15 protein-coding genes and 6 pseudogenes are annotated in these 20,221 nt (G+C 69.2%); 10 read left to right on the top strand and 11 right to left on the bottom strand.

The annotated features are described in order from the left end of the window. Positions 1-7: 7 nt before the first annotated feature. The gene (locus tag ACODNG_RS05345) at positions 8-526 is read right to left on the bottom strand and encodes a DUF7575 domain-containing protein (protein ID WP_434522724.1); all 519 of its coding nucleotides are present in this window, start codon (positions 524-526) and stop codon (positions 8-10) included. Between the two features lie 149 nt (positions 527-675). Between ACODNG_RS05345 and ACODNG_RS05340 the strand changes: the two genes are divergently transcribed. The 5 genes and pseudogenes from ACODNG_RS05340 (at position 676) to ACODNG_RS05320 (ending at position 4,702) form a co-directional block, all read left to right on the top strand. Further along, positions 676-1,545 carry a pantoate kinase gene (locus tag ACODNG_RS05340; RefSeq protein WP_434522723.1) on the top strand — a complete coding sequence of 290 codons (870 nt, stop codon included), beginning with the start codon at positions 676-678 and terminating at the stop codon, positions 1,543-1,545. 31 nt (positions 1,546-1,576) lie between these two features. Continuing rightward, the gene (locus ACODNG_RS05335) at positions 1,577-2,344 is read left to right on the top strand and encodes a DICT sensory domain-containing protein (RefSeq protein WP_434522722.1); all 768 of its coding nucleotides are present in this window, start codon (positions 1,577-1,579) and stop codon (positions 2,342-2,344) included. Positions 2,345-2,438: 94 nt separating this feature from the next. After that, the gene (locus tag ACODNG_RS05330; RefSeq protein ID WP_434522721.1) at positions 2,439-2,741 is read left to right on the top strand and encodes an AbrB/MazE/SpoVT family DNA-binding domain-containing protein; all 303 of its coding nucleotides are present in this window, start codon (positions 2,439-2,441) and stop codon (positions 2,739-2,741) included. Then, positions 2,738-3,214 carry a PIN domain-containing protein gene (locus ACODNG_RS05325; protein WP_434522720.1) on the top strand — a complete coding sequence of 159 codons (477 nt, stop codon included), beginning with the start codon at positions 2,738-2,740 and terminating at the stop codon, positions 3,212-3,214. The genes ACODNG_RS05330 and ACODNG_RS05325 overlap by 4 nt, the downstream gene beginning before the upstream one ends. Before the next feature lie 92 nt (positions 3,215-3,306). Further along, a pseudogene (locus ACODNG_RS05320) lies at positions 3,307-4,702 on the top strand (signal recognition particle protein Srp54). 210 nt (positions 4,703-4,912) lie between these two features. On the opposite strand, the gene ACODNG_RS05315 reads toward ACODNG_RS05320, so the two are convergent. Beyond that, positions 4,913-5,137, bottom strand: coding sequence for a hypothetical protein (locus tag ACODNG_RS05315; RefSeq protein WP_434522719.1), 225 nt, complete (start codon positions 5,135-5,137; stop codon positions 4,913-4,915). An 84-nt stretch (positions 5,138-5,221) separates the two neighbouring features. After that, the gene (locus ACODNG_RS05310) at positions 5,222-6,079 is read right to left on the bottom strand and encodes a hypothetical protein (RefSeq protein ID WP_434522718.1); all 858 of its coding nucleotides are present in this window, start codon (positions 6,077-6,079) and stop codon (positions 5,222-5,224) included. Between the two features lie 469 nt (positions 6,080-6,548). On the opposite strand from ACODNG_RS05310, the pseudogene ACODNG_RS05305 reads away from it, so the two are divergent. From ACODNG_RS05305 to ACODNG_RS05295, 3 genes and pseudogenes are all read left to right on the top strand, one after another. Beyond that, positions 6,549-7,810, top strand: a pseudogene (locus ACODNG_RS05305) (MFS transporter). Positions 7,811-7,835: 25 nt separating this feature from the next. After that, a complete protein-coding gene (locus ACODNG_RS05300) occupies positions 7,836-9,623 on the top strand; it encodes a helix-hairpin-helix domain-containing protein (protein WP_434522717.1) in 1,788 nt (595 codons plus the stop codon). A gap of 71 nt (positions 9,624-9,694) precedes the next feature. Then, positions 9,695-10,340 (top strand): annotated as a pseudogene (locus ACODNG_RS05295) (DUF7095 family protein). A 33-nt stretch (positions 10,341-10,373) separates the two neighbouring features. On the opposite strand, the gene ACODNG_RS05290 reads toward ACODNG_RS05295, so the two are convergent. The 8 genes and pseudogenes from ACODNG_RS05290 to dgoD all read right to left on the bottom strand — a co-directional run bounded on the left by ACODNG_RS05290 (position 10,374) and on the right by dgoD (position 18,030). Further along, entirely contained in the window at positions 10,374-11,474 is a 1,101-nt protein-coding gene (locus tag ACODNG_RS05290; protein ID WP_434522716.1) for an aminopeptidase, read from the bottom strand. A 116-nt stretch (positions 11,475-11,590) separates the two neighbouring features. Further along, positions 11,591-12,451 (bottom strand): class I SAM-dependent methyltransferase, encoded by an 861-nt coding sequence (locus ACODNG_RS05285; protein ID WP_434522715.1) that lies wholly within the window; start codon positions 12,449-12,451, stop codon positions 11,591-11,593. Between the two features lie 71 nt (positions 12,452-12,522). Beyond that, complete coding sequence (locus ACODNG_RS05280; RefSeq protein ID WP_434522714.1) at positions 12,523-13,029, bottom strand: hypothetical protein; 507 nt, start codon at positions 13,027-13,029, stop codon at positions 12,523-12,525. Positions 13,030-13,123: 94 nt separating this feature from the next. Continuing rightward, positions 13,124-13,961, bottom strand: a pseudogene (locus ACODNG_RS05275) (deoxyribonuclease IV). A gap of 75 nt (positions 13,962-14,036) precedes the next feature. Beyond that, the gene (locus tag ACODNG_RS05270) at positions 14,037-14,885 is read right to left on the bottom strand and encodes a lipoate--protein ligase family protein (protein ID WP_434522713.1); all 849 of its coding nucleotides are present in this window, start codon (positions 14,883-14,885) and stop codon (positions 14,037-14,039) included. A 15-nt stretch (positions 14,886-14,900) separates the two neighbouring features. Continuing rightward, a complete protein-coding gene (gene kdgK1 / locus ACODNG_RS05265) occupies positions 14,901-15,857 on the bottom strand; it encodes a bifunctional 2-dehydro-3-deoxygluconokinase/2-dehydro-3-deoxygalactonokinase (RefSeq protein ID WP_434522712.1) in 957 nt (318 codons plus the stop codon). A 126-nt stretch (positions 15,858-15,983) separates the two neighbouring features. Next, positions 15,984-16,842, bottom strand: a pseudogene (locus tag ACODNG_RS05260) (SDR family NAD(P)-dependent oxidoreductase). A gap of 40 nt (positions 16,843-16,882) precedes the next feature. Beyond that, a pseudogene (gene dgoD, locus ACODNG_RS05255) lies at positions 16,883-18,030 on the bottom strand (galactonate dehydratase). Between the two features lie 215 nt (positions 18,031-18,245). Between dgoD and ACODNG_RS05250 the strand changes: the two are divergent. After that, a complete protein-coding gene (locus tag ACODNG_RS05250; protein ID WP_434522711.1) occupies positions 18,246-18,884 on the top strand; it encodes a bifunctional 4-hydroxy-2-oxoglutarate aldolase/2-dehydro-3-deoxy-phosphogluconate aldolase in 639 nt (212 codons plus the stop codon). 265 nt (positions 18,885-19,149) lie between these two features. After that, positions 19,150-20,064 carry a serine/threonine-protein kinase RIO2 gene (locus ACODNG_RS05245; RefSeq protein WP_434522710.1) on the top strand — a complete coding sequence of 305 codons (915 nt, stop codon included), beginning with the start codon at positions 19,150-19,152 and terminating at the stop codon, positions 20,062-20,064. Positions 20,065-20,221 lie beyond the last annotated feature (157 nt).

Here is a 20,221-nt window from a genome sequence, read left to right as displayed (position 1 = left end):
GTCCGCGTTACCGATCGTCCGCCTCCGCCCACGGGAGCGGCTCGGTACACCAGTGACAGAAGTCGAGGTCGGCGTCGGTCTCCTGGCCGCAGTTGGGACACGTCACTTCGAGCGTCTCGCCGTCCTTCCCGCTGATGGCCGCGCTCGGGGGAATTTGGTCGCCTCCCGGGGCGTCGTCACCGTCCGCGCTCGCGGCGCGGCGCCGCATCGCCTCGGCGGCGGCGTCGGCCCGCTCGCGCTCCGCGATGTCCGCCCGCCCGACGAGGAACGCGTCGAGCGCCGACAGCGCGAACAGAAGTGCGACGGGGAGCGCCACGTCGGTCGGGATCGCCGCCGACACCGCCGCGGGGTCGGCGAACGGGTTGACCGGCTCGACGTCGTACAGCGCGAACAGCGCGACGCCGCCGCCGACGATCGTCAGGTGCCACAGCAGCGCCCGTCCCCACCGGCGCAGCGTGAGGTGGCCCAGCCCCGGGAGCACCAGCGCGAGCACGGCGGCGAGGACGGGACGCAACTGGCTTCGCATACGGCCCGAGTTCGGTCGGCCGGTATTTAGGCCTGCGGTGTCGTCCCGAGCGCGCGGGACCGCCCCACCGCGACGACGACCGCGCCCGCTTCCCGCCCGTTCCGTCCGGGATAACAACCGTTAATCGCGGCCCGCTCGTCGGCCACCCCATGAGCAGCCAGCGGGCGACCGCGTTCGTCCCGGGTCACGTCACCGCCTTCTTCAGCGCGCACCCCGCCGACGACCCGGTCGTCGCCGGATTGCGCGGCGCTGGCGTGACCCTCACCGACGGCATGACCGTCCGGGTGTCGGCGGGCGACGATCCCGGAAGTCCGGGGACCGGGTCCCGTACGATCGACGGGGAGACCGGATCGATCGGCGCGGTCGACGACGTGCTTGACGAACTGGGCGCCGCCGCGGCCGACGTCGCGGTCGAGACCGACCTCCCGATCGGCGCTGGCTTCGGCGTCTCCGGCGCGGCGGCGCTGGGGACCGCCCTCGCCGCGAACGCCGCGTTCGACCGCCGCCGCTCCGAGAACGAGCTGATTCGGATCGCCCACGCCGCGGAGGTCGCCCGCGGGACCGGTCTCGGCGACGTCGTCGCGCAGGCGCGCGGCGGGGTCCCCGTCCGACTCGAACCCGGCGCGCCGGGCGTCGGCGAACTCGACGGCGTTCCGGCGACCGCGCGCGTCGAGTACGTCACGTTCGGCGAACTGTCGACCGAGGAGGTGTTAGGCGGGGACACGGCGGCCCTCTCCGCGGCCGGGGAGGCGGCGCTCGATCAGCTCCGGGCGGACCCGCGGCTCCCGACGCTGATGGACGCGGCCCGCGAGTTCGCCAGCGAGGCTGACCTCCTCGTCCCCGAGGTCGCCGAGGCGGTCGACGCGGTCGACGCGGCCGGCGGCGAGGCCGCGATGGCGATGCTCGGCCGCACCGTCTTCGCGCTCGGGACCGGGCTCTCCGACGCGGGCTACGATCCCGAGAGTTGTCGGATCGACGCCGCCGGCGCGCGGCTCGTCGCCGAGCGCGGTCGGGAGTAAGGACTTTGCGCGTTCGGCCGGAGTGACGCGTATGGCCGAATCGCTCCGCTCGTTCTTCGACGAGCTCGAGGCGCCGGACCGGCACCTCGTCCTGTTGAACCGGTCGTCGCCGGACCCGGTCCGGAACCTGCTCGACTCGCTGCTCGACGGTCAGCCCGTCTCGGTCAGCGAGGGAGGCTCCGACTTTGCGGCGGACGACGACGTGGTCGCGCTCGTCGAGAACGGGTCGGTCGTCGCGCGCTCGCCCCTCGACGAACTACTCGAATCGGTGCTGCTCATCAACTCCGACCTGTACAAGACCGGCGGGATCGAACTCGACGAGGTCGCGCTCCCCGACGTGTTCGAAGGGCTGAACGAGGTCCCGTTTCGGGTCCGCGGATATCCCGCCTCGAACAAGGAGAAGCTCCTCCTCATCATCATCTCGCGCGTGATAGAGCGGATCGCGGCCGAACACGGGACGGGAACGCTTCGCGCCTCCTTCCAGCGGCTCTCGCGGATCGACGACGAGCGCGGCACCCGGTCGGTGTACGAGCGCGTCGCCGGGACCGGCGTCGACGTCCACGTGTACGGCGTCGGGGACGCGGATTCGCTCTCGGGGCTTCCGCTCACCGTCCACACCGGGACCTCCTACCCGTATCAGCGGTCGTGGTTCGTCGTGTTCACGCCGCCCGACGGCGGCGACGGCGACCACGTCGCGCTGCTCGCGCTCGAAGACGAGCCGAACGTCTGGGACGGCTTCTGGACGTTCCGCCCCAATCTCGTGACGCGGATCGAGCGGTACATCGCCGAGGAGGTCTGAGGTGGACGACAGTCTCCGACTCGTCTGTCCGCTCTCGACCGGTGTTTTCTTGGGTAATACTTATTTAGTATTACGGTAAAAGTAGAACTGGCGCATGCCTAGAGTTACCACGAAGGGGCAAGTCACTATCCCGAAAGAGATCCGTGACGCCCTCGGGATCGAACCCGGAGACGAGGTCGACTTCGAGCGCGTCGGGTCCGAGTATCGACTCCAGAAGCGGGCACCGACCACCGAGGACGGCGACGACCCGTTCGAGAAGCATCGTGGAAGCGCCGACAGCGACGAGACGATGCTGGAGCGGATGCGTCGACTTCGCGGCGAGTACCCGCGAGAGGCCGACGAAATGCCCGAAATTGCCGACCGTTCCGACGACGAAAAGACGGGTGCCGACTCGTGACGACGGCGGTCGACACGAACGCGTTCCTCGCGCTGCTGTACGACGACGAACACGCCGACGCCAGCGAGACGGCGCTCAGACGCGCGTATCGAGACGGGGCGATCGTCGCCGCGCCGGTCGTCTACGCCGAACTCGCGGCCGACGGCCGCTTCGATTCGGCCGCCGACCTCGATCACTTCCTCGCGGACTTCAGCGTCGACGTGGTCGATCCCTCGCGCGAAGCGCGCTTCGCCGCGGGCGATCGGTTCCGCGAATACGTTGACCGTCGCCCGGACGGGATCCAGTGTCCCGCGTGTGGCGAGAAACGGTCAATCGACTGCGAGGCGTGCGGTGAGTCGCTCTCGCCGCGCCAGCACGTCGCGGCCGACTTCCTCATCGGCGCGCACGCCGCCGTCGACTGCGACGGACTGGTCAGCTTCGACGAGGGATTTTACTCGACGTACTTCCCGTCGCTACGCGTGTTTCCGGACTGAGCCGTTCGGTCGCTCGGCTCGCCCGCGCCGAACGGGTTGCTGCCGGTCCCGACGAACAAAGCTTTACCGCGTCGCCCGCCTAGCTCCGGCAAATGGTACTCGACGACCTCGGCACGTCCCTGCGGAGCAGCCTCGACAAGCTCCAGGGGAAGTCCCGACTCTCCGAGAGCGACGTCGAGGAGATCGTCAAGGAGATCCAGCGCTCCCTCCTCTCCGCCGACGTCGACGTCTCCCTCGTGATGGAGCTGTCGGACTCGATCAAGTCCCGCGCGCTCGAAGAGGAGCCGCCGGGCGGCACGACCGCGAAAGACCACGTCCTCCGGATCGTCTACGAGGAGATGGTCGAACTGGTCGGCGACTCCACCGAACTCCCCCTCGAAAACCAAACGATCCTGCTCGCCGGGCTTCAGGGGTCCGGGAAGACCACCTCCGCGGCGAAGATGGCGTGGTGGTTCTCGAAGAAGGGACTCCGCCCCGCGGTGATCCAGACCGACACGTTCCGGCCGGGCGCGTACGACCAGGCCAAACAGATGTGCGAGCGCGCGGAGGTCGACTTCTACGGCAACCCCGACAACGACGACCCGGTCGACATCGCCCGGACGGGGCTGGAAGAGACCGAAGACGCCGACGTTCACATCGTCGACACGGCCGGACGCCACGCACTCGAAGACGACCTCATCGCCGAGATCGAGGAGATCGAGGGCGTCGTCGACCCCGACCGCTCGCTGCTCGTGCTCGACGCCGCGATCGGGCAGGGCGCGAAAGAGCAGGCCCGCCAGTTCGAGGAGTCGATCGGCATCGAGGGCGTGATGATCACCAAGCTCGACGGGACCGCGAAGGGTGGGGGCGCGCTGACCGCGGTCAACGAGACCGACTCCTCTATCGCCTTCCTCGGCACCGGCGAGACCGTTCAGGACATCGAGCGGTTCGAGCCGTCGGGGTTCATCTCCCGGCTGCTCGGGATGGGCGACCTGAAACAGCTCTCCGAGCGCGTCGAGCGCGCGATGGAGGAGACCCAAGAGGAAGACGAGGACTGGGACCCCGAGGACATGCTTCAGGGGGAGTTCACCCTGAAGGATATGAAACGCCAGATGGACGCGATGAACAAGATGGGCCCGCTCGATCAGGTGATGGACATGATCCCCGGGCTGGGCGGCGGGATGATGGACGAGCTGCCCGACGACGCGATGGACGTCACCCAAGACCGGATGCGCCGGTTCGAGCGCATCATGGACTCGATGACGGAAGAGGAGTTAGAGAATCCCCGCGTCGTCGGCCAGTCCCGCGTCGAGCGCATCGCCCGCGGCTCCGGAACCGACGAGGAGACGGTCCAGCAGCTCTTAGAGCAGCACTCGATGATGGAGGAGACGATCGGCCAGTTCCAGGGGATGGGCGAAGGCGACATCGCAGCGCATGATGAAGAAGATGGGCGGCGAGGGCGGCGGCGGTCTCGGCGACATGATGGGCGGCGGCAAGGGGCCGTTTTAAATGGTAGGCGCTGTCGAAACCCTCTCCCTCAGCCGGATTCCTGTCTGAACTAGTCGGTCGATGAGAACTGCGGACCGAGTGCCGCAGAAGCTGCCATGTGAATGTGATACTTTTGTTGGTCTATATCTGAAACGTGAGTAAGAACTTATTCTCAGAAAAACACCCGGGAATCCTCGCGCTTCAGCGCGGGGTGTATATCAATTCCGTCGGTTACGGCATCGCGGCGACGACACTAACGACGGCCACGGTGGTGAGTCCGACCAACACCACGATCGGATGATCTTCCATCCATCGACGGGTGGTTTCGGAACGGAGATTCGCGACACATAGTGCTGTGAACACGAACATCGACCCGGCCGTCACGAGATTGCCGGCGACGAGTTTCCATACCCCTACTACTAGTGTGCCGACCCCGACTATGAGGATCGACCTCATACGTTCCGAGTCCGATCCGATCTCGGTGCCGTCGTTGGACGCCTGTGATGATTTGGTCATGAGTCAAAACCGGCTCTCGGTCGGTTACTCGCAGGGCATCGCGATTAACCAGTTTTCGGTGTCACCGGTGATATCTTTTTCCTCGAAAACGTATGCGTATCTGAAACTACAACTTGAGTCAGCTTTAAATGTATTGATGAAATCCAACAGGGTACAACCACCAATAGTTGCGGCTATGCCTCCGCCGAGAGCCACGAGCGTCCCGCCTCCTGCGCCAACACCCGTCATGGTAACTGATACTGCGTTGCCCAGGGTTAGCGTGAGGCCGATGGTGTAGCAGGCACGGTCGAGATCGATCGTCTCGACGTAAGTGGCACCCAACTCGTTTGCACTGTCGACGAGATCCTGTGGCGGTTCCTTGTCGGGGGTCGGTGTGAACTCTACCGCATCGAACAGCGGCTCCGTCTGTTCGTAGGCTTCGTCCACGGTGTCGTTGAGCTCATCTTCGAGGAAATCGGCCGTTTCAGTAAATGTCTCTGCAGCGCCATCGATGATCTCTTGGCCACTATCGATAACTGATTGTGCGGCGTCACGAATATCGTCCCATCCGGGGAGAATTCCCTGAGGTGATAACTCACCGCCATCTTTTTCGCTCGGAGCGTAACTCCGGTACCCGTTCGGCTCGCTCTCGATAGTCTCGGCGTCGACGTATAGTGCCGCTAAATCGCGACCATTTTTACTCGCCGTGACGCGAACCTCAAGACCTCCCGTGTCAACGGAGGGAGCGTATGCTCCGATTCTCACAGAAATGTCATCGTCGGCTTTGTTCTCCGTCGGAACGCGTGCTACGAAACCGTCTCGGTCGACGCTGTCGTGTGTCGTTACCAACTCGAATACCTCTGCCTCTCCAAATTGAGGGGAAAAGTCACCGTCCGTGATCATTCCCTCGACTACGCCGTACTCCTTGGAATCCCGAAGCCGGTCTAAAAATTGTTTCTCGGCTTCACTATCGGTCTTCTTGACGGGTTCTTCATCTGTTTCCTCCGCTGCGACCGTGGTTGATCCGGCTACTGTAGCCGCCGTCCCTATTCCAAGACCACCGATCGTCTTGAGTATTTCTCGCTTCGTTGCGACACCGTTCCTACTCGGGGTCTACCCGTTATTAGAAGGCATAAATTCGAGAAAGAAACACAACAACTTAATTCTATGTGTGGTATTGAATGTTAATTGTTTAGACAATATCTATTAATACTATTCTAACCAAATAGTAAATAGGGCCTAAAAGAGTCTACTATGGACCATCGCGTCCCGGACGCTACTCGGACAGGCAACGAGCACCGAGTCCAGTCCCTACCGGCAGCCCCCGAGCGCTTCAGGCCCTTTATACGGGTGACCGGGCTACGCTCCGCCGATGAACCGCGACCGGATCGGCGAGTACGACGCCTTGATCCTCGTCTCGCTGATCTGGTTCCTCGGGAAGTTCGTCCGCTACCTCTTCCCGCCGCTGTTCGAGTCGATTCAGGGCGCCTACGGCGTGAGCAACGCCACCGTCGGGACCGCGTTCACCGGATTCATGGTCGTGTACGCCCTCCTCCAGTTCCCGAGCGGTGCGGTCGCGGACCGCCTCGGCCCGGTACGGGTGATCGTCGCGGGCGCGCTCGTCGCCGGCGCGGGGTCGCTCGCTATCGTCTTCGACGCCCCCTTCGCCGCCCTCGTCGCGGCGATGCTCGTCGTCGGCGCGGGGACGGGCGTCCACAAGACCGTCTCGGTGCGGCTGATCGCCCGCGTCTACCCCGCCCGCACCGGGCGGATGCTCGGCGCGCACGACACGCTCGGCGCGATGGGCGGGGTCGCTGCGCCCGCGGTCGTCGTCGCCGTCCTCTCGGCGCCGCCCGCGCTCGCGGCCATCCTCGCCCGCCTCCCCGGCGCCGACTGGCGCGCGCCGTTCCTCCTCACCGGCGCCCTCGCCGTCGGCCTCGCGGTCGCGACCGCGGTCCGGCTCTCCGGGTCGCCCGCGGCGACCGGGGGAGCGACGCCGACGGCGACGACTCGCCGGAGACGCGCGAGTACCTCCGGCTGTTCCGGAACCCGCGCTTCTCGGCGTTCGTGCTGGTGACCGTGGGGTTTTCGTTCGCGCACAACGGCCTGGTGGCGTTCCTCCCGCTGTACCTCTCGGAGGCCGCCGGGCTGGCGACGTCGACCGCCAACCTCCTCTACTCGCTCGTGTTCGCGGTGACGTTCGTCCAGCTCGCGACCGGCGACCTCTCCGACCGCATCGGGCGGTTCCCCGTGATGGTCGGCACGCTCGGGCTGGCGGCGGCGGCGCTCGCCGCGCTCGTCTCGCTCCCCGGTCTCGGCGGCGGCGCCGTCGCGGCCGCGGTCGTCGTCGCCGCGTTCGGTCTCGGCTCGCACGGCTTCCAGCCCGTGCGCAGCGCCTACCTGATGGAACTGCTCCCGGAGCGGCTCGCCGGTGGGGGGTTGGGCGTCGTCCGGACGCTGCTCATGGGCGCCGGCGCGCTCGCGCCGAGCGCGGTCGGGATCATCGCGGACGCGGTCGGGTTCCGGCCCGCGTTCGCGCTGCTCGCCGGGTCGATGGGACTTGCGGCGCTCGTCGCGGCCGGACTCTGGGTGACGGAGGGTTCCGCTCGCGGGGGAAGTTCCCCGTCGACCTAAGTGGGGCGCCGACGAACGGTGACCGATGAGCCGGAACGACGAGGTCGCGACGCGGCTGGAGGAGTTCGCCGACCTCCTCGAGGCGACGGGCGTCGAGTACAAGCCGACCGCCTATCGACGGGCGGCCGAGAACGTCCGCGAGCACCCCGCGCCGATCGAGGGGCTCGCGGCCGAGGGCGAGGACGCGGTCGCCGAAATCGACCGCGTCGGCGACGCCATCGCCGCGAAGATCGTCGAGTACGTCGAGACCGGCGGGATCGAGGAGCTCGACGACCTGCGCGAGGAGCTACCGGTTGACATGGCGGGGCTGACCGCGGTCGAGGGCGTCGGCCCGAAGACGGTCGGCTCGCTGTACGACGCGCTCGGAATCACCGACCTCGACGAGTTGGAGGCCGCCGCGGAGGCGGGCGAGATTCAGGAGGTCTCCGGATTCGGGGCCAAGACGGAACAGAACATCCTCGACAACGTCCCGTTCGCGCGGGAGGCTCGCGAGCGCACTCGCCTCGGAGACGCCCGCCCCGTCGCGGACGACGCGCTCGCGTACCTCGCGGACCTCGATTCGGTCAAATCGGCCGAGGTGTGCGGGTCGATCCGCCGGTGGAAACCGACGATCGGCGACGTCGACCTGCTCGTCGCCAGCGAGGAGCGCGACCCGATCGTCGAGGCGTTCACCGACTGGGACGCCGCGGACGCGACGATCGAGGCGGGCACCGGGAAGGCGAGCGTGCGCGCCGACGGCACCCGCGTCGACCTCCGGATCGTCGACCCCGACGAGTTCGGCGCCGCGCTCCAGTACTTCACCGGCTCGCGCGCGCACAACGTCGCGGTCCGCAACCGCGCGATCGACCGCGGGCTCAAGCTGAACGAGTACGGTCTCTTCGACGTGAGCGACATCGACGAGGAACCCTCCGGTGACGCCGCGGCCGACGACGACGCGGCCGACGCCGATTCGACGCGCGCCGGCGACCGGATCGCCGGCGAGGACGAGGACGAGGTCTACCGCGCGCTCGACATGGACCCGGTCCCGCCCGAGCTGCGCGAGGACCGCGGCGAGGTCGAGGCGGCCGCCGAGGGGCGACTCCCGTTCCTCGTCGAGCCGGGTGATCTCCGCGGGGATCTCCACACCCACTCCGACTGGTCCGACGGCGGCTTCTCGATCACCGAGATGGCCGCGGCCGCCGACGAGCGCGGGTACGACTACCACGTCGTCACCGACCACGCGACCGGGCCGGGGATGGTCGGCGGGGTCGGTCTCGACGAGTCCGACATCGAGGAGCAGGCCGCGGCGATCGCGGAGGCGGCCGACGAGGTCGACATCCCGATCTTCCACGGGATCGAGGCGAACATCGACGCCGACGGCGGCCTCTCGACCGACGACGAGACGCTCGCCGCCCTCGACCTGGTCGTCGCGTCGCCCCACGCCGCGCTCGGGCAGGACCGGGAGGAGGCCACCGAGCGCCTGATCCGGGCGGTCGAACACCCGCACGTCGATATCCTCGGCCACCCGACCGGCCGCCTCATCAACGAGCGCCCGGGACTCGACCCGGATATCGAAGCGATCGCGGCGGCCGCGTCGTCGTCCGGCACCGCCATCGAGGTGAACGCGAACCCCGCCCGGCTCGACGCCGACGGCGAGTTCGTCCGGGCCGCGGTAAAGGCGGGCGCGCCGATCGCCGTCAACACCGACGCGCACGCCCCCCGCGAACTCGACAACGCTCGATACGGGGTCCACACCGCGCGGCGGGGCTGGGCCGAGTCGTCGAACGTGCTCAACGCGCGCTCGCTCAACGGGCTTCGGTCGTTCGTCCTGTGACGGCGGGCCGACCTCGGACGCCGACCGCCCGAGCGTAACCGGTTTGCCCGCCCGCCGTCTACTCCCCGTCAATGGAACGCGAACGGGCCGTCGATTCGATTGGAGTCGCTCGTCGACCGCGTCGCGAGCGAGCCGATGCCGGTGCCCGTCCGCGAGGTGTGGGCGTTCGGCGACGTCGCGCTCGGACTCGACCCGGTCGACCGGCTCGACGTCTACCTCACGAAGGACGTGATCATGGGCGGCGACAGCGAGGCGGCCGCCGAGTTCGAGTCCGAGTACGGCGTGAAGGGCGTGGGGACCACGGTCGACGCCGCGTGGGCCGAGTCGAACCCGGACCGCGTGCGGACGAGCGACAACGGGTACGCGGCGCCCGAGAAGTGTCTCGCGGCCGAGTTGGTTGAGGACAGCGAGCCGATCCACCTCGAAGTGTGTAACGCGGGCTTCGAGGACAACGTCCGCCAGCGGCTGAAGGGGGCGCTCGCCCGCGACGCCTACGAGGAGGTGCTCGACCCCCGCGGGGTCTGTCTGTGGGTCGACGGCGAGCGCGACGAGGAGGCGTTCGACCGCCTCCGCGAGGCCTCCCTCGCGATGCCGACGCTGCCCGCCGCGCTCGGGATGCTCGGTGCCGACGAGGACGCCGCGAACGAGGCCGCCGACGTGCTCAAGCAGCGGCGCGCCGAGCAGGAGGGGGCGTCGGTGCGCGGCGACATGATCTGACTCGACTTCCGGTGGAGGGCGGCCGCGAGCGATTCAGTCGCTCCCGCTCCCGTCCCCGCCCCCGATCAGGAACTCCCCGTCCCGGTAGACTGTCTCTCCGTCGAACGCGATCCGGGCGTCCTCGCCCGCGCCACGGATTAGGTCCGCGTGGACCGCGCTCTCGTTTTCGTCCCGGTCCTCGGGCACGCACTCGGAGAGGGCGTCGCCGAGCGCGACGTGGACGGTGCCGGCCGCCTTCTCGTCGAAGAGAACGTTCCCGGTGACGCGGTCGACCCCCCTGTTGGTGCCGATTCCGAGTTCGCCGACGCGGCGGGCGCCGGCGTCCGTCTCGATCAGGTCTTCGACCACGTCCTCGCCGCGCTCGGCCGCGTAGTCGACGACTCGGCCCGCCTCGAACGCGAGGCGCACGCCCTCTGCCTCCCGGCCGCCGCGACGCAGCGGATGGTCGAACCGAATCTCCCCCTCCACGCCGTCGACCGCGGGGACGGTTGCCACCTCGCCGCCGGGCATGTTCTCCCGGCCGGCGTCGTTGTAGGTCCCCATCCCCGCCACGTCGAACCGGAGGTCGGCGTCGTCGCCGATGACCACCCGGACCTCGTCGGCCGCGGCCAGCCGGTCGGCGACCTGTTCCTGTCGCTCCCGGACCGCGGCCCAGTCGCGGTCGACGGCGTCGTACACGAGCGAGCGCCACGCCGCCGTGCTCAGGCCGGCGCGCTGCGCGTCCGCGGCCGTCGGATGCTGCGTGATAACCCACCGCGTGTCGAGCCGCTCGCGGAGCAGGGGTTCCTTGGCTCGGCTCGCGGCCTGCCTCGCCTCGCCGTCGACGTCGCTCGTCTCGCTGGCGTTGCGCGCGCCCTTTATCAGGATCACGACGTCCGTCGCCGCGAGCGCGGCGACGCGGTGCTCCTTCGGCCGGTAGTCGTCCGGGTCCATCTCGCGGGCGTACGCCCGGGTCGCGCGGGGGTTCCGCCAGACGGTCGTCGGGCGTGCGCCGCGCCGCCCGAGCGCCTCGTACAGCGCGACGACGAGGTCCTCGGCGGCGGTCGGCGCGCGGATCTCCACGTCGTCCTCGGAGGCGACGTCCGTACAGTGATCGACCAGTACGCGGGCGTGGCGACGGATTCGGTCGTCCATGTTCTTTGGGAGGCCCGCCCGGAACAAAACCGCGAGCCACGCCCCCGCGTCGGAAGTGGAACTGGAGCGGCGGGGCGACGACCGGAGCGAGACCGGGGGCGCACGCGCCGGCGCTTTCAGTCGTCGCCCGCGACCCGTCCGACGGTCACGTCGAACGGGACGTACTCGACGCGCTCGTACTCCTCGGCGCCCATCGCGTCGACGACCTTCCGTCCCATCTCGCGCCAGCGCCCGCGGAGGTCGTCGTAGGCGTCCTCGGAGGTCGCGGCCACCAGTTCGTCGCGGTGGTCGGCCAACCCCGCGCCGGAGGCCTTCCGCGCTGCTGACCGCAGCGCCGGCTCCGCGTACGGCGGCTCGGTCCGCTTCTCGTGGACGTACCGCCGCGTCCGTACGTCGACCAGCCCCGCCGCGTCGAACGCCTCGCGCACCCGGTCGCCGAGCGCCACGTCGGTGTCCACCCCGTCGACGTACGCCTCCCGGGCCTCGCGCTCCAGCCGCTCCTCGTCGTCGACCGTCGAACTCACCCGCACGTCGGCGTTGTCCGGCTCGACCGCGGCGACGAGGTCCCCGGAGACCCGGGCGAGTTCACGGACCGCCGCGGTCGGATCGGGGAGGTTGATAAGCAGGGCCTGACAGACCGCCAGGTCGACCGCGTCGTCGCGGAACGGGAGCCGGGTCGCGTCGCCCGCGAGGTAGCCGATCCGCGCGTCGGCGTCCGACTCCCGTTCCGCTTCGCGGGCGACCGAGAGGAGGTCCGGGTCGGCGTCGACGCCGATCACGGTCGCGTCCGCGTCTTCCCCGTCCGTTTCGGTCGCGTCGGTCTCCGCGGCCAACACCCTCGTCAGCTCACCGGTGCCGCAGCCGACGTCGAGGACGCGCTCGCGGCTCGACAGCTCGAGGTCCGCGAGCGCGTCGCGGCCGTCGTCCCACATCCCGCGGCGGGTGTGTTCGAGGTACTCGGCGGAGAAGCGTCGCACGCCCTCGCTTCGGCGCGGGTGGAAATAAACGTCCGGAGATCGGTCGTCGCGCTCGTGCCGGGTCGCGTTCCTCAGTCGCCGTCGTCGATATCCTCGTCAGCCTCGTCGCCGTCGTCGATATCCCCGTCCTCATTGTCGGATCCGAACCCCAGCAGGTCGGCGCCGAGGACGGCGGTCACGCCGGCGCAGTAGCCGACGAACGCGCTGCTCACGCCGATCGCGGCGAAACTCACCGTCACGTCGCCGATCGCCGGACTCCCCCCGTTGACGCCGGGGACGCCGACGACCGTCCCGAGGAGGACGAACCCGCCGAGGACGACCGCCGGCACGACGCCGACGGCCAGACACGCCGGTCCCCCGCAGCGCGCGTACGCCCCGGCGGCCGCCAACGGCCCGGGCGCGTAAAACACCAACAGCGGCAGGAGCCGGTCGGCCAGGGCGCTCGCCGTCGTCACGTCCGCCGACTCGGCGGCGAAGGCGGCGACGAGCGCGAGCGTCACGACCCCGGCGAACCCGACCACCAGCCCGACCGCCCGGTCGCGGCGGCGTCCGAACAGTAACGCCTTCGTGGTGGGCATATCCGTGGATCGATCACGGGGTTACTTAAATCCGCGTCGGACGGGTGGCGTCCTCGGGGAGAACAGAGACGGCGCCGCCGGGAATAAGAAGGCCTCAGTCCTGACGGAGCTCGCGAACCCGGTCGATGTTCCACGCGAAGCTCTTCCCGTCCTCGGTCGGCGTCTCCAAGGCGAGCGGCACGTCGGTCAGGTCGGGGTGGTTGAGGAACCGCTCCATCCCCGCCTCGCCGATGTGCCCCTCGCCGATGTGGGCGTGTTCGTCCTTGTTGGTGCCGCACTCGTGTTTCGAGTCGTTGAGGTGGACGTACTCCAGGTGTTCTAACCCGACCACGTCGTCGAACTCCCCGATCGTCTGATCGACCGCCTCGGGCGTCGAGAGGTCGTAGCCCGCCGCGAACGCGTGGGCGGTGTCGACGCAGACGTCGATGTCGGTCTCCGTGCGGTCGATGACCCCCGCGAGGTGTTCGAACTCGCCGCCGAGCTTCGTCCCCGCGCCCGCGTCGCTCTCGATCAGGATCGTCACGCCGTCGGGCACATCGAGTTCGTCGATCACCGACGCGGCGTTGTCGAGGCCGCCCTCGACGCCGGCGCCCGTGTGCGCGCCGAGATGGACGTTGACGTACGGGATTCCGAGCTTGTCGGCCGCGTCGACCTCCTTTTCGCATCGAGTCGAGCGACTTCTCGCGTAACCCCTCCTTCGGCGTACAGAGGTTCACGAGGTAGGAGGTGTGGATCACCCACGGTCCCTCCAGGTCGCGCTCAGTCCCCTCGCGGAACCGCTCGGCCTCGTCGTCGTCGATGTTCGGATCCTGCCACACCTGCGGCGAGTGGGTGAAGATCTGTCCGCAGTTACCGCCGACCTCGACCTGATTTCCCACGGCGTTGTCCACGCCGCCGGCGATGGAGACGTGCGCGCCGACCTTGAGACTCATACCGGACACTGGGGGGCGGCCGAAAAAGCCCCTTCGGAACCGGGCGAACTCCCGATCGCGCTTCCCGAAGTCCCCCTACGCCCCGTCGCGCCCGGGCCGCGTCCGGATCCACTCCTCGTCCCGGTACTTCTCCTCGACGAGCTCCGCGGCCCGCTCCAGCTCCGCGTCCGTCCACGACCCGTCCACCTCGACGGTCGCTTCGGGGGCCTCGCTCGCCCAGTCGGCAAGCGCCGACTCGACGGCCGCGACCGCGTCCGCGCGGTCGACGTCGACCAACTCGTCCATCCCGACGACGCGCTCGCCGAACGCCTCGGGTGTCACCGGCGGGTCGGCGAAGACGCCGAGGTGTCGCGCCGCGTCGACCGAAAACGACAGCGACCCGTGCTGGATCACCGCCTCGCGCTTCCGGTACTGCGCGTTGCCGGCGATCTTGCGGGACTGACCGCCGTCTGGTTCCGCCACCACGTCGTGTGCCGGGTGAAGCCCCCGGAGGTAGCAGGCGGGGCGGTACAGCTCCGGCACTGCCTCGTCGACGTAGTCGGCATCGATTCCGCGCCGGTCGAACGCGTCGAGGACGGGTTCACAGAGGAGGTGGTAGCAGTCGAGCAGTTCGCCCGGCACCGTCTCCGCGGGGACCGCGATCGAGTAGGCGATGTCGCCGCGCGCGTCGTGGTAGATCCCGCCGCCGCCGGTCTGCCGCCGGGTCACGTCGATCCCCTCGCGCTCGCAGAACGCCCAGCCGACCGTCTCGGGGTCCTGATGGCGGCCGAGCGTGAGACAGCTCGGCTCCCAGCGGTACGCCCGGAGTGTGGCGGGACCGCCCGCCGCGGCGGTCTCGGCGGCGACCTCGTCGAGCGCCATCTGTAGCGGACCGGGGCGGGTCTCCTCGCGGATCAGCCGCCAGTCGACGGCGGGCGCGGTCATACCGTCACCCTCGGCTCACCGGTTTATCCCGTCCTCGCCCTCGATGACGCTCCGGACCTCCTCGCGGGTCGTCACCGCGAGGTCGCCGTCGGTGGTGCGTTTCAGCGCCGCGGTCGCCGACCCCCACCGGAGGGCGGCGGGGAGGTCGCCGCCGCGGAGACGCTCCGCGATGAAGCCGGCGACGAACGCGTCGCCGGTGCCGATCGCGTCGAACGTCTCCGCCTCGAAGACTTCCTGCTCGTACACCGACCCGTCGTGGAGCGCGACCGACCCGTCGAGTCCGCGGGTGACGACGACCGTGTCGAACCCGAACTCCGTGGCCAGCCCGTGCGCGATCTCGACGGCGTTGCCCTCGCGGTCGAGCACCTCGCGCGCGTCACGCCGGGGGACGAACAGCGTGTCGACGTGCTCGAACAGGTCCTCGTACGCCGCCCGCGCCGTCTCCGGGTCCCAGAGCTTCGACCGGTAGTTCAGGTCGAACGAGCGGGTGGTCCCCGCGTCGCCGGCGGTTCGCAACAGCGAGGTCGTCGTCTCCGCGGCCGCCTCCGAGAGGGCGGGCGTGATCCCCGTCGTGTGGAACCACTTGGCCTCCTCGACCGCCCCCGCCGGGAGTTCCTCCGGCTGGACGGTCGTGATCGCCGCGTCGGCGCGGTCGTAGATCACGTTCGTCCCCCGCGGCGAGCCGCCGTGTTCGAGGTAGTAGGTCCCGACCCGGCTCGCGTCCGGGTCGGCCCACGCGACGGCCGGTCGAACGCCGTGGCTCCGCAGCTCGTTCACGATCCGGCGCCCGGGCGACGAGTCGGGGAGCTTCGAGAGCCAGCGGGTGTCGGCGCCGAGCCGCGCGGCCCCGACGGCGACGTTGCTCTCCGCACCGCCGGCCTGAACGGTCAGGTCGCGGGTCGTCTCCAGCCGCTCGCCGCGCGGCGGCGACAGCCGGAGCATCGTCTCGCCGAACGTGACGAGGTCTGTCATCGGGACCACCCCGCGGCGCGCGCGTCGAAGGGATTCATACCGGGTGCTACGGTCGGCCGACTATAAGAGGGGGTGATCCGGCGCCAAGCCTCACTCGCGATCGAGCGAGAACGTCACCGTCTCCGGCTACTCCGCGTCCTCGCGCGCTCGGTAGTCCGGGAGCGCGTCGTCTTCCGATCACCGCGCCGCGACCGCCGTCGACGAGCAGCGCGGCCCCCGTGACGAAGGCGGCGTCCTCGCTCGCGAGGAAGGAGACGGCGCCGGCGACGTCGGCCGGGGTGCCGATCCGCCCGGTCGGGTGGATCGACTCGACCTCCTCGAACCGCCCCGCCGGCAGCTCCTCGCGGGTCCGATCGATCTCCACCCAGCCGGGGACGACCGTGTTCACCCGGACGCGGGGACCGAAGTCGACCGCGAGCGACCGCGTCATCCCGTTGATACCCGCCTTCACCGCGTTGTACGGGAAGTGCGCGGGCATCGTCGCGTACGCGTGGTTCGACGAGACGTTCACGATCGCCCCGCGGTCCATGTGTTCGAGGGCGGCCCGCGCGGCGAGCCAGTACGCCCGGAAGTCCGTCTCGACGACGAACTTCCAGTCGTCCAGCGTCGCCTCGTCGGCGGCTGTCTCCGTCTGGACGCCGGCGTTATTCACGAGCACGTCGACCGAGCCGTAGCGCTCGGCGGCCGCCTCCGCCAGCGCGGCCACGTCGTCCGGGTCGCGCATGTCGGCGCGGACGAACGTCGCGTCGCCGGTCGGCGAGCCGTCGGTCGACTCGCCCTCGCCGTCCGACTCCGCGATCCGGTCGGCGACGGCCCTCCCCACCTCCTCGGAGCGCCCGCTGACCACGACGTTCGCCCCCTCGGCGGCCAACCGCTCCGCGACGCCGGCGCCGATCCCGCGGGTCGACCCCGTGACGATGGCGGTCTCGCCGGCGAACCGTCCGGGGACCGCGCCCTCGGTCGGCGACTCGGGACGGCGGGTCATCGGTTTCCCCCACGTCGTCCGGGCTGGCTCGGCATCCGGGTCACCACTCCGCGACGGAGCCGTCGTCGTGGCGCCAGACGGGGTTGTGCCAGTCGACGTTGCCGCGCTGTTCGCGGACGTGCTCCTCGTCGATCTCGATCCCCAGCCCGTCGCCGTCGGGGATGTCGACGAACCCGTCGCGGTACTCGAACACCGACGGGTCGGCGAGGTAGTCCAACACGTCGCTCGTCTCGTTGTAGTGGATGTCGAGCGACTGCTCCTGGATCAGCGCGTTCGGCGTACAGGCGTCGACTTGGAGACACGAGGCGAGCGCGATCGGCCCGAGCGGGCAGTGTGGCGCCACCGACACGTCGTACGCCTCGGCCATCGACGCGATCTTCTTCAGCTCGGTGATCCCGCCCGCGTGCGACACGTCCGGCTGGATCAGGTCGACGGCGTCGGTCTCGAACACCTCCTTGAAGTCCCACCGCGAGTACATCCGCTCGCCGGTCGCGATCGGGATCGTCGTCGACTCGCGGATCGCCGAGAGCGCGTCGTTGTGCTCCGGCAACACCGGCTCCTCGATGAACATCGGGTCGTACGGCTCCAGCGCCGCCGCGAGCCGCCGGACCATCGGCTTCGACACGCGCCCGTGGAAGTCGACGCCGATGTCGACCTCGTCGCCGACCGCCTCCCGCACGGCCGCGATCCGGTCGGCCGCGTCGGACACCGCGGACGGGTTGTCGATCGGTCGCAGCTCCGCGGTGGCGTTCATCTTCAGCGCCGAGAAGCCCGCGTCGACCTTCTCGCTCGCGGCCTCGCCGACGTCCGCCGGCCGGTCCCCGCCGATCCACTGGTACACGCGGATCCGGTCGCGCGCGCGACCGCCGAGCAGCTCGTGGACAGGCGCGCCGAACTGCTTCCCCTTGAGGTCCCACAGCGCCTGGTCGACGCCGGCGATGGCGCTCATCAGCACGGGACCGCCGCGGTAGAAGCCGCCGCGGTACATCGCCTGCCAGTGGTCTTCGATCCGCGTCGGGTCCTCGCCGAGGAGGTAGTTGTCGAGCAGCTCCTCGACGGCCGCGACGACCGTGTGGGAGCGTCCCTCCACGATCGGCTCCCCCAGCCGACGGTGCCGTCGCTCGTCGTCAGCTTCAGGAATAGCCAGCGCGGCGGTACTTCGAACAGCTCGTAGTCAGTTATGTACACCGTCTGTCACCTCGCGATCAGCGTGACGGTCGCGGACTCAACGGCTCTGGGACGGCTCACGCGGTTCTCTGGCCGCCGCCGGGAACCGGCCGGATCTAATTCGGTCGCCATACCCGTACTTACCCGTCCTTCTCTTAAATAGCGGGTGTACGAGCCGCCGCGTCGCCGCCCGCGACACGGGCCGATTTAATACCCCTCCGGGGGAGGTATCACCCATGCGAATCCACCGACTCGACCGGATCACGGACGGCGGCGTGATCGCGATCCTCCGCGGCGTGGAGCGGGACGACGCCGTGGCGGTCGCGGACGCCGTCGTCGACGCCGGCGTGACGGCGCTGGAGGTAACGGCGGACACGCCGGACGCGACCTCGTCGATCGAGGCGATATCGGACCGAGTCGACGACGCGCTGGTCGGCGCCGGGACCGTGCTCGACTCGGAGACGGCGCGCGCGGCGCAGCGCGCGGGCGCGGAGTTCCTCGTGACGCCAACGGTGAACCCCGACGTCGTCCGGACGGCGAACCGCTACGGCACGCCGATCGCGGTCGGCGCGTACACGCCGACCGAGGCGATCGAGGCCTATCAGGCCGGCGCCGACCTCGTCAAGGTGTTCCCCGCCAAGACCGGCGGTCCGGACCACGTCGCCGCGATCGGCGGCCCGCTCCCGCAGGTCCCGCTCGTCCCGACCGGCGGCGTCGGCCCGGCGAACGCCGGCGACTACATCCGGGCGGGCGCGGCCGCGGTCGGCGTCGGCAGCGGGATCGTCGACCGCGAGGCGATCGCCGACGGCGCGTTCGACGCGATCGAGTCGAACGCGCGGGCGGTCGTCGAAGCCGTCTCGGCGGCCCGGGAGTAACCGGTCGACCACGCCTCGCCGGGCGGGTAACGCTCTCCTGACCGATCTCCTCACCAGTGCGGCCTTGTACTCTGACGGTTCGAAGTTCCGTTCTCACTGTTACCGACGGATCCCGTCCCGAAGCCGGCGTCCGCCTCGAAACCGATCTCCGCTCCGAAACCGCGGCCGTACGCGGTTCATGATAATTTCCTATCGCGGTATACACTATATTCTCCGCTCCGGCGGACGCGCGTCCCTTTTACGAATCGCCGGAGTAGGGGCGCGTATGGTGCGAAACGTCGCCGGCGACATGGCGGGACTCGATCCCGAGGACTTCTATCTCCTCTCGGGCGTCGAGCAGGGGATGCGCTTCTCGGAGTGGGTCCGCCGCGACAAGCTCCCGGACTACGCCGACCTGACTCGCGAGGAGGTCGACTACCGGATCGACCGCTGCCTCGACCGCGAGCTGATCGAGCGGAAGACGATCCAGTACGAGGGGTACCAGCTCACCTTCGAGGGGTACGACGCTCTGGCGCTCCGGACGTTCGCGGAGCGCGAGACGATAGACGGCGTGGGGTCGCCGCTCGGACTCGGCAAGGAGGGCGACGTGTACGAGGCGCAGTCGTTCCGGCCGCTCGCCTTGAAGTACCACCGCGAGGGGTACACCAACTTCCGCGAGGTCAACCGCGACCGCGAGTACACCGCCGACCGCGACCACGTCTCGTGGCTGTACACCGCGCGCAAGGCCGCCGAACGCGAGTACGAGGCAATGGAGGAGCTGTACCCCGACGTGAGCGTGCCGCGACCGGTGGATCACAACCGCCACGCCATCGTGATGGAGAAGTTCGCGGGCGTCGAACTGTCGCGCGCGACGCTCGACCCCGAGCAGGCGGTCGGCGTTCTCGATCTGATTCTCCGCGAGCTCGCCACCGCCCACGAGATGGGCTGGGTCCACGCCGACGCCTCCGAACACAACGTCGCGGTCGCCGAAAGCGGGATCACGATCTTCGACTGGCCGCAGGCGGTGTCGGTTGACCACGAGAACGCCAGGGAGTTCCTCGAACGAGACGTCGAGAACCTCATGCGGTACTTCGCCCGGAAATACCCCCACGAGGTGCCCCGAGACGCCGATACCGACGGAATCGCGGCTGCTATCGCCCATGGCTCGTTCGAGAGCGTTCGGGCGTTCGGCGCCGAGTAAACCGAATATCGCGATACAAAATCTGATTTCGCCGGTGGTTCAGCGATCGATCTCCGATCGCCTCTTCAGGACCTTTCAACCGTCCTCGCGGTGTCTCGCTCACCTCGTCCGTTCGGTCCGATCTCTCCTCACCGCGGTTCGCGCGAGATCGTCGACA

Source organism: Halorubrum sp. AS12 (assembly GCF_051122765.1).
In the GTDB taxonomy this organism is placed as follows: domain Archaea; phylum Halobacteriota; class Halobacteria; order Halobacteriales; family Haloferacaceae; genus Halorubrum; species Halorubrum trapanicum.
Note: the sequence above shows the minus strand (reverse complement) of the source record. Positions and strands in the feature narration are given on the sequence as shown.

What these genes read in the sequence shown, in the direction of transcription:
- ACODNG_RS05335 (WP_434522722.1), top strand. Translation starts at nt 1,577, where the DNA reads ATGGCCGAATCGCTCCGCTCGTTCTTCGACGAGCTCGAGGCGCCGGAC.
- ACODNG_RS05345 (WP_434522724.1), bottom strand. Translation starts at nt 526, where the DNA reads ATGCGAAGCCAGTTGCGTCCCGTCCTCGCCGCCGTGCTCGCGCTGGTG.
- ACODNG_RS05340 (WP_434522723.1), top strand. Translation starts at nt 676, where the DNA reads ATGAGCAGCCAGCGGGCGACCGCGTTCGTCCCGGGTCACGTCACCGCC.
- ACODNG_RS05315 (WP_434522719.1), bottom strand. Translation starts at nt 5,137, where the DNA reads ATGAGGTCGATCCTCATAGTCGGGGTCGGCACACTAGTAGTAGGGGTA.
- ACODNG_RS05310 (WP_434522718.1), bottom strand. Translation starts at nt 6,079, where the DNA reads ATGATCACGGACGGTGACTTTTCCCCTCAATTTGGAGAGGCAGAGGTA.
- ACODNG_RS05290 (WP_434522716.1), bottom strand. Translation starts at nt 11,474, where the DNA reads ATGGACGACCGAATCCGTCGCCACGCCCGCGTACTGGTCGATCACTGT.
- ACODNG_RS05330 (WP_434522721.1), top strand. Translation starts at nt 2,439, where the DNA reads ATGCCTAGAGTTACCACGAAGGGGCAAGTCACTATCCCGAAAGAGATC.
- kdgK1 (WP_434522712.1), bottom strand. Translation starts at nt 15,857, where the DNA reads ATGACAGACCTCGTCACGTTCGGCGAGACGATGCTCCGGCTGTCGCCG.
- ACODNG_RS05280 (WP_434522714.1), bottom strand. Translation starts at nt 13,029, where the DNA reads ATGCCCACCACGAAGGCGTTACTGTTCGGACGCCGCCGCGACCGGGCG.
- ACODNG_RS05250 (WP_434522711.1), top strand. Translation starts at nt 18,246, where the DNA reads ATGCGAATCCACCGACTCGACCGGATCACGGACGGCGGCGTGATCGCG.
- ACODNG_RS05300 (WP_434522717.1), top strand. Translation starts at nt 7,836, where the DNA reads ATGAGCCGGAACGACGAGGTCGCGACGCGGCTGGAGGAGTTCGCCGAC.
- ACODNG_RS05245 (WP_434522710.1), top strand. Translation starts at nt 19,150, where the DNA reads ATGGTGCGAAACGTCGCCGGCGACATGGCGGGACTCGATCCCGAGGAC.
- ACODNG_RS05270 (WP_434522713.1), bottom strand. Translation starts at nt 14,885, where the DNA reads ATGACCGCGCCCGCCGTCGACTGGCGGCTGATCCGCGAGGAGACCCGC.